This window comes from Tritonibacter horizontis (assembly GCF_001518015.1).
GTDB lineage: Bacteria > Pseudomonadota > Alphaproteobacteria > Rhodobacterales > Rhodobacteraceae > Epibacterium > Epibacterium horizontis.
Map to the genome: position 1 here is coordinate 1 of NZ_LPUY01000028.1, position 14,328 is coordinate 14,328.

Consider the following 14,328-nt stretch of genomic DNA (forward strand, 5'->3'; position numbering starts at 1 on the left):
AACTGCCCCCGCTCTGGCCCCAACGGCCCCCAAAAGCCCGCCCCGACCTGTCGGAGGCAGCCGCCACCGCCCAATGCAGCCGGGACACTGCGGCCCGTGGCGTGACAGGTGATCCAGGCGAAACGGTCCGGGCGTCCTGTTGAAATCAAACTACTTTTTCTGATTTTTTCTCGCTCGACGCCTTCGGTTTCGGGCCAGAGTTTCTGCGACGTCGCGTCACATTTCCCTGTCACAACGTCACCTGCAAAAGTGACGCAGCGTCGAAGTTACGTAAACGTCAGCTTCATGTTGTAACCTTGGGAAAGCGATCTAAAGTTGACGTTGTGACCTTCAACGTAAAGAGACCTATGACCGAAGACATCAAATCCATTCGCGAAATGTGCGACGAGTTCGGAGTGACTCCGCGCACGTTGCGATTTTACGAAGCCAAGGAACTGCTGTTTCCGACCCGTGACGGTCAGAAGCGTCTGTTCACCAAACGCGATCGCGCCCGGCTGAAGCTGATCCTGCGCGGCAAGCGCTTCGGCTTCACCCTTGAGGAGATCCGCCAGCTTCTGGACCTCTACCACATGGGCGATCAACAGCTGACGCAGCTCAGCCGCACCTATGAGATCGCGCAGGAGCGTCTGGCCGATATGGAACGTCAGCGCGACGAGCTGAACGAGGCCATCGACGATCTGAAGGATCAGCTGAAATGGGGCGAAAAAGTCATCGCCTCGATGAAACAAGGGGCAAAGGCCGCAGAATAGACGCTCTGGCCCTTGCCCACCCTATCGACCCATCACCCATCTGACCGCCACAGCGCAACCGACGAGGAACGCGATGCCAGTTTACACCGCCCCCACCAAGGACACGCAATTTGTCCTGCATGACGTGCTGAACATCAAAGACTCCGGCATTCCCGGCTACGACGAACTGGACTCCGAATTCACCGGCGCCGTGCTGGAAGAGGCCGGCAAGATCGCCCGCGACGTGCTGCACCCGCTGAACGTGGTCGGCGACACCGAAGGCTGCCGGCTGGAAAACGGCGTGGTCTACACGCCGACCGGGTTCAAGGCGGCCTTTGACCAGGTCAAGGAGGGCGGTTGGACCGGCCTCGACATGCCGGAACAATACGGCGGACAGGGCATGCCCTATGTGATGGGCACCGCCGTGGGCGAGTTTTTCTCCGCCGCCAACCAGGCCTTCACCATGTATCAGGGCCTGACCCATGGCGCCGCCTCGGCGATCCTGGTGCATGGCACCGACGCGCAGAAAGACACCTATCTGCCCAAGATGGTGTCCTGCGAATGGACCGGCACCATGAACCTGACGGAACCGCATTGCGGCACCGACCTGGGCCTGATGCGCACCAAGGCAGATCCGCAGGACGATGGATCCTACAAGATCTCCGGCCAGAAGATCTTTATCTCTGCCGGCGACCACGACATGGCCGACAACGTGATTCATCTGGTCCTGGCCAAGATCCCCGGCGGCCCCGACGGCATCAAGGGCGTATCGCTCTTTATCGTGCCGAAGTTCCTGGTGAACGAAGACGGCACCCCTGGCGCGCGCAATGGCGTTTCGGTCGGCAATATCGAAGAAAAGATGGGCATCCACGGCAACTCCACCTGCGTGATGAACTATGACGGCGCCACCGGCTGGCTGCTGGGCGAGATGCACAAAGGCATGCGCGCCATGTTCACCATGATGAACGAGGCCCGTGTCGGCGTCGGCATGCAGGGGCTGGCCCAAGCCGAAGCGGCCTATCAGAACGCGGTGGAATACGCCAAGGACCGGCTGCAGGGCCGCGATGTGACCGGAGCGAAAAACCCCGATGGCCCGGCGGACCCGCTGATTGTGCACCCGGATATCCGCCGCAACCTGATGGACCAGAAAAGCTTTGCCGAAGGCGCGCGGGCGTTCCTGTTGTGGGGCGCGACCCTGATCGACCAGGCCCACCGGGGCGCCGACAAGGACGCCGATGGGCTGGTGTCGCTGATGACGCCGGTGATCAAAGGCTTCCTCACCGACAAGGGCTATGACATGACGGTGCAGGCCCAGCAGGTCTATGGCGGCCATGGCTACATCGAGGAATGGGGCATGTCGCAATACACCCGCGACGCCCGCATTGCGATGATCTACGAAGGCGCGAACGGCGTGCAGGCGCTGGATCTGGTGGGCCGCAAGCTGGCCCAGGACGGTGGCAAGCACGTGATGGCGTTCTTTGATCTGGTCAAAGGGTTCTGCAAGGAAAACGCCGATGTTTCCGAAGCCTACACCAAGGACTTCATCGAGCCGCTGAAAGCCGCCTCCAAAGATCTGCAGGCCGCGGGCATGTATTTCATGCAGAACGGCATGAAGAACCCCAACCATGCGCTGGCCGGGTCCTATGACTTCATGCATATGTTCGGCCATGTCTGCCTGGGCCTGATGTGGGCGCGGATGGGTCTGGCGGCACAAAAGGCGCTTGACGCCGGTGCCTCTGACGCGGCGTTCTACGAGACAAAGCGCGCCACCGGCCGTTACTACATGGCACGTCAGCTGCCCGCGACCAAACTGCACCTGGCCCGGATTGAAACCGGCGCCGACACGGTGATGGCGCTCGACGCCGCACAGTTCTGATCGCGAACAGCGACCTGACACACCGGAGCCGCCCTGCCCGCGGGGCGGCTCTGATCCCGATCCCCGGCCGGGGCGCATTTGGAAAGAAAAGGATCCGAATATGCCCAAACGTTTTCGCCTGACCCGCCGTTTTCCCGTCGCCATGACGGAAGACGGGTTTCGTCGGCTCAAACGCTTTGCCTCCGAGGCTGGCCTGGACGAGGGAGAGGCGCTGTCGTTTCTGTTCGAGAACTTCGACAGCGTCACCCATGAGGAAAACCTGACCCACCGGCTGCGGCTATTCAATGCCGAGCTGGAGGACCGAAAACGGTAGCGCGGCCCGCACCGACGCACCAAAGGGGGGAACCGATGAGCGCAGAACTGGACTTTCAGGCCTCATCCGCGTGGATGACCGACGAACACAAGATGCTCGCCGATATGGCGCAGAGCTTTATCACCAACGAATGGGCGCCAAAATTCGACACCTGGCGCAAGCAGGGCGAGATGGATCGCTTTACCTGGGCCGAAGCGGGCGCATTGGGCCTGCTGTGCCCGTCGATCCCGGAAGAATATGGCGGCGCCGGGGGCGACTTCGGCCATGAGGCGGCGATCCTGATCGAAGCCAGCCGTGCCAATCTGGCCAGCTGGGGCCATGGCATCCACTCCGGCATCGTCGCCCATTACATCCTCGCCTATGGCACAGAAGAGCAGAAACAGCGCTGGCTGCCAAAGATGATCTCGGGCGAGCTGGTCGGCGCGCTGGCCATGACCGAGCCCTCAACCGGCTCCGATGTGCAGGCGATCAAGACCCGCGCCATCAAGGATGGCAATGTCTATCGCCTCTCCGGGCAGAAAACCTTCATTACCAATGGCCAGCACGCCAACCTGATCCTTGTGGCGTCGAAAACCGACCCGAAGGAAGGCTCCAAAGGCGTCTCGCTTGTCGCCCTGGAAACCGAAGGCGCAGAAGGGTTCAGCCGCGGCCGCAACCTCGAAAAGATCGGGCTTCATGCTGCGGATACCTCGGAATTGTTCTTTGACGACATCGTCGTCCCGCCAGAAAACATCCTCGGCGGCGCCGAGGGCCAGGGGTTCTACCAGATGATGCAGCAATTGCCGCAGGAACGGCTGATCATCGCCTGCGGCGCCGTCGGTGCCATGCAGGGCGCCGTCGAGCGTACCATCGCCTATTGCAAAGAGCGCGAGGCCTTTGGCGGCCCGCTGACCCAGTTTCAAAACACCCGCTTCAAGCTCGCCGAATGCCTGACCAGAGCCAAAGTCGCCCGCGCCTTCCTGGATGAGTGCATGGTCGAACACCTGCGTGGAGAATTGACCGTCGCAAAAGCCGCGATGGCCAAATACTGGATCACCGACACCCAGGGCGCCGTGCTCGATGACTGTCTGCAACTGCACGGGGGCTATGGCTTCATGCAGGAATACGCCGTTGCCGAGATGTGGACCGATGCCCGCGTCCAACGCATCTATGGCGGAACCAATGAAATCATGAAGGAATTGATTGCGAGGTCCCTGTGACACATTCGGCGCAGTCAAAAGCAGCAGCTTTCGGGAGCCTCCGGCGGAGGTATTTAGGAAAAGATGAAGGGATGGGGCACGCTCGCCCCCTGGCTCTCCGCCTAATGGGCAAGCGCGCCTTCACCTTTTGCGATCATCGGCTCCTCAGCCTGTACCGCATGGCCATATTGCCGCCGTCTTGGTTAACAGTTCCTCAAAGCTCTTCATCTTTTTCCAAATACCTCACGGGGGTGCGGGGGTGTGAAACCCCCGCCGCAACATCGCCACGGGGAGGGGCGGTTCAAACATGAAACTCTATTGCTTTGGTGAAAGCGGCCATTCCTACAAGGCGGCGCTGGCACTGGAACTCGGCGGGCTCGACTGGGACCCGGTGTTCGTGGATTTTTTCAGTGGCGTCACCCGCAGCGACAGCTTCCGATCAGAGGTGAACGAGATGGGCGAATGTCCTGTTCTCGTCGATGGGGACGTCACCCTCAGTCAATCTGCGGTCATCCAGCAATATCTGTCCGAAACGTACGGGAAATTTGGAGGCGCGACGTCGGAGGAGGCACGAGAGATCCTGCGCTGGCAGCTTTGGGACAATCACAAACTCTCGTCGAACGCGGGTTTGTGCCGGTTCCTGATGAATTTCCTGCCTGCGGACAAACGTCCGGCAGAGGTGATCGCCTTCCTGCAAGGGCGGCTGACCTCGGCCTTTGCCATTCTCGACACCCACCTGCAGGGGCGCGACTGGATTGTTGGTGACAGCGTCACCAACGCCGATCTCACCTGCTGCAGCTACTTCTACTATCCGGAGCCGTTTGGTTTTGACCGTGCCGAATGGCCCAATATCGATGCCTGGCTGACGCGCCTCAGCGCCCAGCCCGGCTGGAAACACCCCTATGACCTGATGCCCGGCAACCCGTCGGATCGAGCTTGAGGAGACCAATATGACCGAAGCTTATATCTATGATGCCATCCGGACGCCACGCGGCAAGGGCCGCAAGGATGGCGCCCTGCACGAGGTGACCTCGCTGCGCCTGTCGGCGCTGACCCTCAACGCCCTCAAGGCGCGCAACAATCTGGAAGGACACGCCGTCGAGGACGTGATCTGGGGCAATGTCACCCAGGTGATGGAACAGGGCGGCTGTCTGGCGCGCTCGGCGGTTCTGGCCTCTGACCTGGACCAGTCCATCCCCGGCCTCGCCATCAACCGGTTCTGCGCCTCTGGCATGGAGGCGGTGAACCTGGCCGCCAACCAGGTCAAGGGCGGCGCGGGTCAGGCCTATATTGCCGGTGGCGTCGAAATGATGGGCCGCGTGGCAATGGGGTCCGATGGGGCGGCGATTGCGGTTGATCCAACCTTGGCGATGGACACCTATTTCGTTCCGCAAGGGATCTCTGCCGATATCATCGCCACCGAATACGGGTTCAGCCGCGAGCAGGCCGATGCGCTGGCGGTGGAATCCCAGCGCCGGGCCAAGGCGGCCTGGGACGACAACCGCTTTGCCAAGTCGATCATTCCGGTGCTGGACCAGAACGGCCTTACGATTCTGGAGCATGACGAATACATGCGTCCCGGCACCGACATGCAGGCGCTTGGCGCGCTGAATGCATCGTTCCAGATGATGGGCGAAGTGATGCCGGGCTTTGATGCCGTGGCAAAGCTCAAATACCCGCACCTGGAAAAGATCAACCACATCCACCATGCCGGCAACTCCTCTGGCATCGTCGATGGCGCCGCTGCCGTGCTGATCGGCAACAAGGAATTTGGCGAACGCTACGGGCTGAAGCCGCGCGCGCGGATCAAGGCGACCGCCAAGATCGGCACCGATCCCACCATCATGCTGACCGGCCCGGTGCCCGTCACCGAAAAGATCCTCGCCGAGACCGGCATGAAGATTTCCGATCTGGATCTCTTTGAGGTCAACGAGGCCTTTGCGGCGGTTGTCATGCGGTTCATGCAGGCGTTTGACGTGGATCCGGCGCTGGTCAACCCCAATGGCGGTTCGATTGCCATGGGGCATCCGCTGGGCGCCACCGGGGCGATGATCATCGGCACGTTGCTGGACGAGCTGGAGCGGCAGGACAAGGAATGCGGCCTTGCCACGCTCTGTATCGCGTCGGGCATGGGTGCGGCCACAATCATCGAGCGCGTCTGACGGACGCAATTCTCACCTGAGACGGGTTGGAGACAGAAAATGACTGATTTCAAATATCACGTAGACGCAGATGGCATCGCCATCATCACCTGGGATGCGGTGGACAAATCCATGAACGTCCTGACACGCGAGGCCTTTGGCCTGGTTGAAGACTACATCGACCGGGCGTTGGGCGATGACGCGGTCAAGGGCGTGGTGATCACCTCTGGCAAGAAGGATTTCGCCGGCGGCATGGACCTGAACGTGTTGGCCTCGATCCGCGAAGAGTCGGGCGAGACCCCGGCCCAGGGGCTGTTCGATTTCACCATGGAAGGTCACCGTATCCTGCGCAAACTGGAGCGCGCAGGAATGGAGCCCAAGACCAACAAGGGCGGCAAACCGATTGCCTGTGCCATCAATGGCACCTGCGCCGGGATCGGCACCGAGATCGCGCTGGCCTGCCATTACCGCACCATGACCGACAATCCGAAGGCCAAGGTCGGCCTGCCGGAAATCATGATCGGGATCTTCCCCGGTGGTGGTGGCACCACCCGTTACTCCCGCATGGTCGGGGCGGTGAACGCGGCCCCCGTGCTGCTGGAAGGCAAGATGCTGGACCCGAAAAAGGCCAAGGCCGCCAGCCTGGTGGATGAGGTCGCGGCCGATCCGCTGGACGCCGCCCGCCAATGGGTGCTGACCGCGAAACCCGCCGATCTGGTGAAACCCTGGGACGCCAAAGGCTACAAGATGCCCGGCGGTGCGCCCTATCATCCGGCCGGCTTTATGAACTACGTCGGTGCGTCCGCCATGGTGCATGGCAAGACCCAAGGCGCGTTTCCGGCGGCCAAGGCGCTGTTGTCGGCAGTCTATGAGGGCGCAATGGTCGATTTTGACACCGCGCTGCGGATCGAGGCACGCTGGTTCACCCATGTGCTGATGAACCCGTCCTCCTCTGCCATGATCCGGTCCCTGTTCCTCAACAAGCAGGCGCTGGAAAAAGGCGCCGTGCGCCCGAAAGGGATCGAGGATCAATCGGTCAAGAAGATCGGCGTGCTGGGCGCGGGCATGATGGGGGCCGGCATCGCGCTGGTCTCGGCCCAGGCCGGCATGGAGGTCGTGCTGATCGACCGCGACCAGGAGGCCGCCGACAAGGGCAAATCCTATGCCGCCAATTACATGGATCAGGGGATCAAACGCGGCAAGGCCACCGAGGACAAGAAAACCGCGCTGCTGGCGCAGATCACCGCGACGCCGGATCTTGACCACCTCAAGGGCTGCGATCTGATCATTGAAGCGGTGTTCGAGGATCCCGGCGTCAAGGCCGAGATGACCAAGAAGGTCGAGGCGATCATTCCCGAGGAGTGCGTCTTTGCCTCCAATACCTCGACCCTGCCGATCACCAGCCTGGCCGAAGCCTCGGTGCGGCCGGAGCAGTTCATCGGCATTCACTTCTTCTCGCCCGTCGAGAAGATGTTCCTGGTGGAGATCATCAAGGGTGAGAAAACCGGGGATCGCGCGGTAGCCAAGGCGCTGGACTACGTGCGCCAGATCCGCAAGACGCCGATTGTGGTCAATGACGCGCGGTTCTTCTACTGCAACCGCTGCATCATCCCCTATCTGAACGAGGGGCTGCGGATGATCACCGAAGGGGTGTCGCCGGTGCTCATCGACAATGCCGCGCGTCAGCTGGGCTTCCCTGTCGGACCGGTGCAGCTGACCGACGAAACCTCGGTTGATCTGGGGGCCAAGATCGCGCGGGCGACCAAGGCTGCGATGGGCGATGCCTATCCCGAAAGCCCGGCGGATGATCTGATCTTCTGGATGGAAGACCAGGGACGTCTGGGGCGCAAGTCAAAGGCCGGGTTCTTTGACTATGATGACAAGGGCAAGCGGGTTGGCTACTGGACCGGTGTTCAGGAGAAATATCCTCTGGCCGCGGCCCAGCCCGACCTGATTGAAGTGCAGGAACGGCTGATGTTCTCGCAGGTGCTGGAAGCGGTGCGGGCGCTGGAAGAAGGCGTGTTGATGGATATCCGCGAGGGCGATGTCGGCGCCATCCTGGCCTGGGGCTTTGCGCCCTGGTCCGGCGGGCCGCTCAGCTGGCTCGATATCATCGGCACGCCCTATGCGGCCGAGCGGTGCGACCAGTTGCAAGAGGCTTACGGTGACCGCTTCGCCTGCCCGCCGCTGCTGCGGGAAATGGCTGAAAAGGGTCAGACCTTCTATGGCCGCTTTGCCCCGGCGGAAGAAGCCGCCGCCTGACGGCATCGCGCTGCCGCAGGCCATCGATGCATACAAGACGGAGCCGTCCCATTGGGGGCGGCTCTTCTTTTTTTGCGCGGCCCGCTGTCGGGGTCGCTGTCGGGGTCGCTGTCGGGCATGATGATGTGTCCGAGACAGATTGGAAAACTTCGGGCAGTCGCGCGCAGCCCATGCCCGATCACCCCAAGTCACACCCAAGTCAGGTCATGCCTTGTCCCGCCCACTCTGCCGACCTGCGCTGTCGGCCTGCACTGTCGGCCTGCACTGTCGGCCTGCACTGTCGGCCTGACCTATCGGACCAGTTCGGTCAGGCCAGTCTCTATCAGGCCAGCGGCTCTGTCAGGCCAGCTCTGTCGCCGCCCCCAAAAAGCCATGACCCGCTCCGCAAGGGCGAAACGGGTCATCGGTTCAGGAGAGGTCGGGAGAGAGAGAGCGTAATGGGGATCAGGCGTAGGTGGCGTATTGCGGCTCGCCGGTGCCACCGCTGCCGTTGATCGCGCCTGCGGTCCAGAAGGTGTCCTCGGTGATCATGTCGAGGACCAGTTCGCGTGCCTCTGTTGCGGACAGCAGCGTGTAGAGGTCTTGCGCGGCGTCGGTGATGCAGTCGTGCATCAGGTCGTGGCCAACCGGGCAGAAGGCCAGAACGCCGGCTTCGATATAGATCACTTCGTCTTCGTCAAAGGCCAGAACCACGGTTTCCATGGTGACCTGCTGCGGCGCGCGGGTGATCCCACGATAGCCTTCCAACGCGCAGGCCGGGACGACGGCGAAGGGATCGCCAAGCTTGTCTTCGAGCAGATCATGTTCGATCAGCAGGCCCTGCTCCGGCTTGACCCACATCGGGTTGCGGTTGCCGAGGGCGTCGCGGGGGATATAGATCGGTGCCATTTCCTGGGCGCAGGCGGTATCGCCAATCACAAGCGTCTGACGTTCGACCGATTTAACCGGGCGCATGCCGTGGTCGAAGGTCAGGACCTCATCGCCAATGGCGAGCGCCTCGACCGGGCGCCAGCCGGTGGCGGTGGCGACCATGGTTCCGACAAGCACACCGGCATGACCGGTAGAGACCAACGGAAACGCGGTGGTGAACGCTTCTGCCATCGGGGAGGCATTCCGTTTTGCAAACCAATCCAACATGTGTCTGTCCTTTCGATCTCGACATTTGCTTCGGACCTCGTGGGCTCGAAGCTCCATCCGCCGTTCCGTGTTTACAGTTGTAGCAAACCGGTTCGACCTGGGCGCGGTCTCTTAGGGAGCCGCCGATACTCAAAGGGATAGGTGTTATTCGTTAAAAGAGTATTCAAATCGTTCGATTTCGATCGCGCAGCACGTCCTTACGGCATCGACCGCGCGGGAATCGTAGTAAATGCGCCAATCCTGCTCGCGAGACGACGCATTTATCTGCGGCAGATCGAGGCCGAATCCCAGGTGATCGAACAAGGGAATCGCATCCTGGGCGAAATGTTCCAGCCGGATGTAGCAGCTGCAATGCTCAAACCCGTCCGATTGCCGCATATAGGACGGCGCCGGATTGGCGGCAAAGCTCTGCAGCACCAGCGGGTCGGTGATAAACTCTGAAAACGCCCGCGACCGGGCCAGCGGCACCATCGGATGTTCAAAGCTCTGCCCCTGAAGCCAGTGATAGAGGCTGACGGCGCGGTCCCAGGGATTGCGCACCAGGGTAAAGGCAAACATCTGTCGCAGCTCGTCCCGGGTAGCGAGACCTTCGATATCCGCCAGGGTTGAATGTTTCCACAGCCGCCCCTGCGTCTTGATCCCCTGCAGACGTCGGCGGCGCTTGCGCGCCTTGGGGGTATCGCCCAGCATTTCGTCATCCGCCATGGCGCGGGCCTCCAGCGCCAGCGCCAGCGCCGTGCCACCGGTCTTGGGGATATGGATAAAGACGAAAGAACGGCCGCGCGACAGGATCATGGGCCAAGGCTAGCCTATTCCGCGCGGGGGGCAAACCATCATCGCAGGAGGCAAATCACGACAGAATGACGGTGGCCGACTGCAATCTCTTTCATTTTCCGGCGCGCCAACGCAATACTTCCCTGTTGCGGGAGGCAACAGCAACGACACAAGGGAGGAGACACAATGGGGTGGTTGGCGGATGAAACGGGATTGGAGCGGACAGCGGCGAACTACGTTCCCCTGACGCCGCTGTCGCACCTGCAACGGGCGGCGCATGTCTTTGCCGATGAAACCGCACTGGTCTATGGCGAGACGCGGCGCAGCTACGCAGAGTATCATGCCCGCTGCACGCGACTGGCTGCGGCCCTTGCGGCACGGGGGGTTGCACCAGGCGATGTGGTCGCCACACTGTTGCCGAATGTGCCCGCCCAGGCGGAGGCGCATTTCGGCGTTCCGGCGACGGGTGCGATACTGAACACCATCAACACCCGGCTGGATGTCGATACTGTCGCCTATATCTTTGCCCATGGCGAGGCGAAGGTGGCGCTGGTCGACAGCGAGGTCCTGCCCCTGGCCGAGGCTGCCAAGGCACAGATGGAGGGCGCGGGCCCGCTGCTGATCGAAGTGCCGGACCCCGCTGCCGGGATCGCCGCGAGCGGGCGCCATCCCACCTATGAGGAGATGCTGGCGACGGCATCGGACGATTTCGACTGGATCCTGCCACAGGATGAATGGGAGAGCCTGGCGCTGAACTATACCTCCGGCACCACCGGGCGGCCCAAGGGCGTGGTCTGCCATCATCGCGGCGCCTATCTGATGACCATGGGCACGGTGATTTCCTGGCAATTGCAGATGCGGCCCGTCTATCTGACCATCGTACCACTGTTTCACTGCAACGGCTGGAACCACACCTGGATGATGCCGGTGCTGGGCGGCACTGTGGTCTGCTGTCGCAATATCACGGCAGAGGCGATCTATGCTGCCATCGCGGAGGAGGGGGTCACCCATTTTGGCGGTGCGCCGATTGTGCTCAATATGCTGGTCAATGCCGCGGATACGGCGCGGCGCGCCTTTGACCATACGGTCGAAGTCTTTACCGCAGGCGCGCCCCCTGCCCCGGCGACGCTGGAAAAGATCGAAAAGCTCGGCTTTCACGTCACCCAAGTCTATGGGCTGACCGAGACCTACGGCCATGTCACCGAATGCCTGTGGAAGGGCGAGGCCTGGAACGGGCTCGACCCGGCCGGGCGGGCCGCGATCAAGGCCCGGCAGGGCGTCGCCTTTCCGATGATGGAGACGGTGACCGTGCTGGATGAGACCTTGCAGCAGGTGGTCCAGGACGGCAAAGCGCAGGGCGAGATCGTGATGCGCGGCAATTCGGTGATGAAGGGCTATCTGAAAAACCCGACCGCCACCGCCGAGGCCTTTGCAGGCGGGTATTTCCATTCCGGTGATATCGCCGTGCAGCATCCCGACGGCTATATCCAGATCTCGGACCGGGCCAAGGACATCATCATATCGGGCGGCGAGAATATCTCTTCTGTTGAAGTCGAGGGTGTGCTGATGGCGCATCCGGAGGTCAACCTGGCCGCGGTTGTCGCTCAGCCGGACCCGCAATGGGGCGAGGTGCCCTGCGCCTTTGTCGAGTTGAAACCCGGCGCCACGGCGGATGCGGCCGCCCTGATCGGCTTTGCCCGGCAGCGATTGGCCGGCTTCAAAGCGCCCAAGACGGTGATTTTTGAAGAACTGCCCAAGACCTCGACCGGGAAAATCCAGAAGTTCGAGCTGCGCAAACGGTTCAAGACCTTCTGAAGCCAAGGTAAATCGCCTGTCTAGCCACATCGGATCGCAAAGCGGTTTGCCGCCGGTGGCCTGGACATGCTACAGCCATGGAACAACAAGATGGAGCAGGCAGACCGCTCTTATGACGGTACTCCGAGAATTTCAGCGGCTGGAAGCAGTCGGCCTCTGGCGCCCCACGCCCGACGACCAGCGGCGCGACGTTGTCGTGTCGCTCGGGGATGCCACGCTGACCATTACCGATATGCAGGATCGGCCGCTGGCGCATTGGTCGCTGGCGGCGGTAGAGCGGGCCAATCCCGGCGAAACGCCCGCGCTGTATCACCCCGACGGCGACCCCGGAGAGACGCTGGAACTGGCGGCGGATGAAGCGACCATGATCGGCGCCATAGAAACCGTACATGCCGCCATTGAACGCGCCCGCCCACACCCCGGACGGCTGCGCCTGATTGGCGGCCTGAGCGTTCTGGCGCTTGCCGGTCTGCTGCTGGCCTTCGGGCTGCCCCGCACCATGCGCCAGCAAACGCTTTCGGCCGTGTCCGAGGTGCACCGCAAGGCGATTGGGCAAGCGCTGCTGGGACGGATCGAACGGGTCAGCGGTCAGGCTTGCTCCGCCTCCGAGGCAGATCCGATCCTCAAAACCCTGGCGAGCCGGGCCGGCGTGCGCCGGGTCGTGGTCATGCGCTCTGGTGTCGCCGAAAGCCTGACGCTGCCGGGTGGGATCGTGCTGATCCATCGCAGCTTCATCGAAGAGTTCGAGGACCCGGCCGTTGCCGCAGGCGCCGTGCTGGTCGAACGCGCCCGCACGGCGGACCAGGATCCGATGGCGCAGATCCTTGATATCGGCGGCTTTGTCGCCACCTTCCGGCTGTTGACCACCGGAGAGATCAAACGCGAAACACTGGACCGCTATTCGGAGGTGGTGCTGTCGTCGCCGCGCCCGCCGGTCGACGATGAAGCCCTGTTGGCGGAATTCGCGCGCGCAGCCATTCCGTCGACCCCCTATGCCTATGCCCGTGACACCACCGGCGAGACGACCTTGACCCTGATCGAGGCGGATCCGATGGCAGGGCGGGACCTGGCACCGGTGCTGAACGATCGCGATTGGGTGCAGTTGCAGAATATCTGCGGGTAGTCACCGCTTCGCCGCGACCGCCCCCGCGCGGGTGCCAAATGGGGGAGCCCTATGGGGCGATCCACACGCCTTGGCCCGGCCAGGGTTGACCCTGCCCTCGAACCACCCCTTGCACAGACGGTTACTTGCTGAGCCGCGCCATCGGAAAACCTGCCGCGCGCACCCGTTCAAGCGCCTGTTCCGCACCTGCGGTGAAGGGGCCGGACAATACGACCTGATGGGCCTGCCCGTCGCGGGTCACCTCGCCAATCCGCATGTCGAGGCCGGTCGCCGTTTCCAGCGCTCGCGCGATGGCCTGCGCCTCTGCCGGGTTGGCCAATGTCACGGCGCGCACATAGCGGCGGCGCTGGGGCTCGGGCTGAGCGGCGCTGACGGCCGCCTCGGCAGAGGCCTCCGCCGAGCGGGTCGACAGACGCAACACCAGATCGCCGCCATCGGCGCTGTTCTGACGCGGCGCAGAAAACCCATAGGGCGCCGACTGGGCAACGACGGCCTGTGCCTCCCGCAGCGAAAACGGAACCTTGTCCAGCGGCTTGGCCACCGGTTTGCGCGGCAACCCATCCGTCCAGATCTGCGCCATCTGAGCATCGCCCTGCGGCGTGCGGGCACCGCGCGCCGGGTTGAACCGGTCGTCGCCCCTGTCCGCGCGGGTAAATCCTTGCGGGATATCCGCCCGCGCCGCGATAACCGCCGGTCGCACTGTGCGTTCGGCGCGGTTGCGGTTCAGGCGGCCATCGGTCCAGGCAGCGCGATACCCGGTCGGCACCTCGACATCGCTGCTGAGGCGGCGTTCCTGATAGACATGCAGCGGCAGGATGCGTGTGTTCGGCGTCAGGCTGCTGAGCGGATCGCTCGCCTGGGGGCCGCAGCGAACGTCGGGCCCTTTGTTGATATACTGCTGGCTGAGCGCAGAAGCGCCCGGACAGGGCCCGCCGGCATTTGACGGCACCGACGGACGCGGCGCGGCCGGGACTGGCGCGG

11 protein-coding genes and 1 pseudogene are annotated in these 14,328 nt (G+C 62.6%); 9 read left to right on the top strand and 3 right to left on the bottom strand.

The features are described 5' to 3' along the window. Window positions 1-347 precede the first annotated feature (347 nt). The 7 genes from TRIHO_RS05045 to TRIHO_RS05075 all read left to right on the top strand — a co-directional run bounded on the left by TRIHO_RS05045 (window position 348) and on the right by TRIHO_RS05075 (window position 8,498). The gene (locus TRIHO_RS05045; RefSeq protein WP_068240935.1) at window positions 348-749 is read left to right on the top strand and encodes a MerR family transcriptional regulator; all 402 of its coding nucleotides are present in this window, start codon (window positions 348-350) and stop codon (window positions 747-749) included. A 73-nt stretch (window positions 750-822) separates the two neighbouring features. After that, window positions 823-2,604: an acyl-CoA dehydrogenase C-terminal domain-containing protein gene (locus tag TRIHO_RS05050; protein WP_068240936.1), complete on the top strand. Its 1,782-nt coding sequence runs from the start codon at window positions 823-825 to the stop codon at window positions 2,602-2,604. 100 nt (window positions 2,605-2,704) lie between these two features. Next, window positions 2,705-2,917 carry a hypothetical protein gene (locus TRIHO_RS05055; RefSeq protein WP_068240939.1) on the top strand — a complete coding sequence of 71 codons (213 nt, stop codon included), beginning with the start codon at window positions 2,705-2,707 and terminating at the stop codon, window positions 2,915-2,917. A 35-nt stretch (window positions 2,918-2,952) separates the two neighbouring features. Further along, window positions 2,953-4,116: an acyl-CoA dehydrogenase family protein gene (locus TRIHO_RS05060; protein ID WP_068240941.1), complete on the top strand. Its 1,164-nt coding sequence runs from the start codon at window positions 2,953-2,955 to the stop codon at window positions 4,114-4,116. 286 nt (window positions 4,117-4,402) lie between these two features. Further along, the gene (locus TRIHO_RS05065; RefSeq protein ID WP_068240945.1) at window positions 4,403-5,035 is read left to right on the top strand and encodes a glutathione S-transferase family protein; all 633 of its coding nucleotides are present in this window, start codon (window positions 4,403-4,405) and stop codon (window positions 5,033-5,035) included. A gap of 10 nt (window positions 5,036-5,045) precedes the next feature. Then, complete coding sequence (locus TRIHO_RS05070; protein ID WP_068240946.1) at window positions 5,046-6,257, top strand: acetyl-CoA C-acetyltransferase; 1,212 nt, start codon at window positions 5,046-5,048, stop codon at window positions 6,255-6,257. Between the two features lie 39 nt (window positions 6,258-6,296). Next, complete coding sequence (locus tag TRIHO_RS05075) at window positions 6,297-8,498, top strand: 3-hydroxyacyl-CoA dehydrogenase NAD-binding domain-containing protein (RefSeq protein WP_068240948.1); 2,202 nt, start codon at window positions 6,297-6,299, stop codon at window positions 8,496-8,498. A 444-nt stretch (window positions 8,499-8,942) separates the two neighbouring features. Here the strand turns inward: TRIHO_RS05075 and TRIHO_RS05080 are convergent, their stop codons facing one another. Together TRIHO_RS05080 and TRIHO_RS05085 are read right to left on the bottom strand one after the other, a co-directional pair. Then, a complete protein-coding gene (locus tag TRIHO_RS05080) occupies window positions 8,943-9,635 on the bottom strand; it encodes a Hint domain-containing protein (protein ID WP_068240952.1) in 693 nt (230 codons plus the stop codon). 144 nt (window positions 9,636-9,779) lie between these two features. Then, a complete protein-coding gene (locus tag TRIHO_RS05085; protein ID WP_068240954.1) occupies window positions 9,780-10,430 on the bottom strand; it encodes a sulfotransferase family 2 domain-containing protein in 651 nt (216 codons plus the stop codon). Window positions 10,431-10,595: 165 nt separating this feature from the next. On the opposite strand from TRIHO_RS05085, the gene TRIHO_RS05090 reads away from it, so the two are divergent. Then, a complete protein-coding gene (locus TRIHO_RS05090; protein WP_068240956.1) occupies window positions 10,596-12,224 on the top strand; it encodes an AMP-binding protein in 1,629 nt (542 codons plus the stop codon). Between the two features lie 112 nt (window positions 12,225-12,336). Next, complete coding sequence (locus tag TRIHO_RS05095; protein WP_068240959.1) at window positions 12,337-13,347, top strand: hypothetical protein; 1,011 nt, start codon at window positions 12,337-12,339, stop codon at window positions 13,345-13,347. Between the two features lie 121 nt (window positions 13,348-13,468). Here the strand turns inward: TRIHO_RS05095 and TRIHO_RS23805 are convergent. After that, window positions 13,469-14,328, bottom strand: a pseudogene (locus TRIHO_RS23805) (SPOR domain-containing protein); the annotation flags it as partial.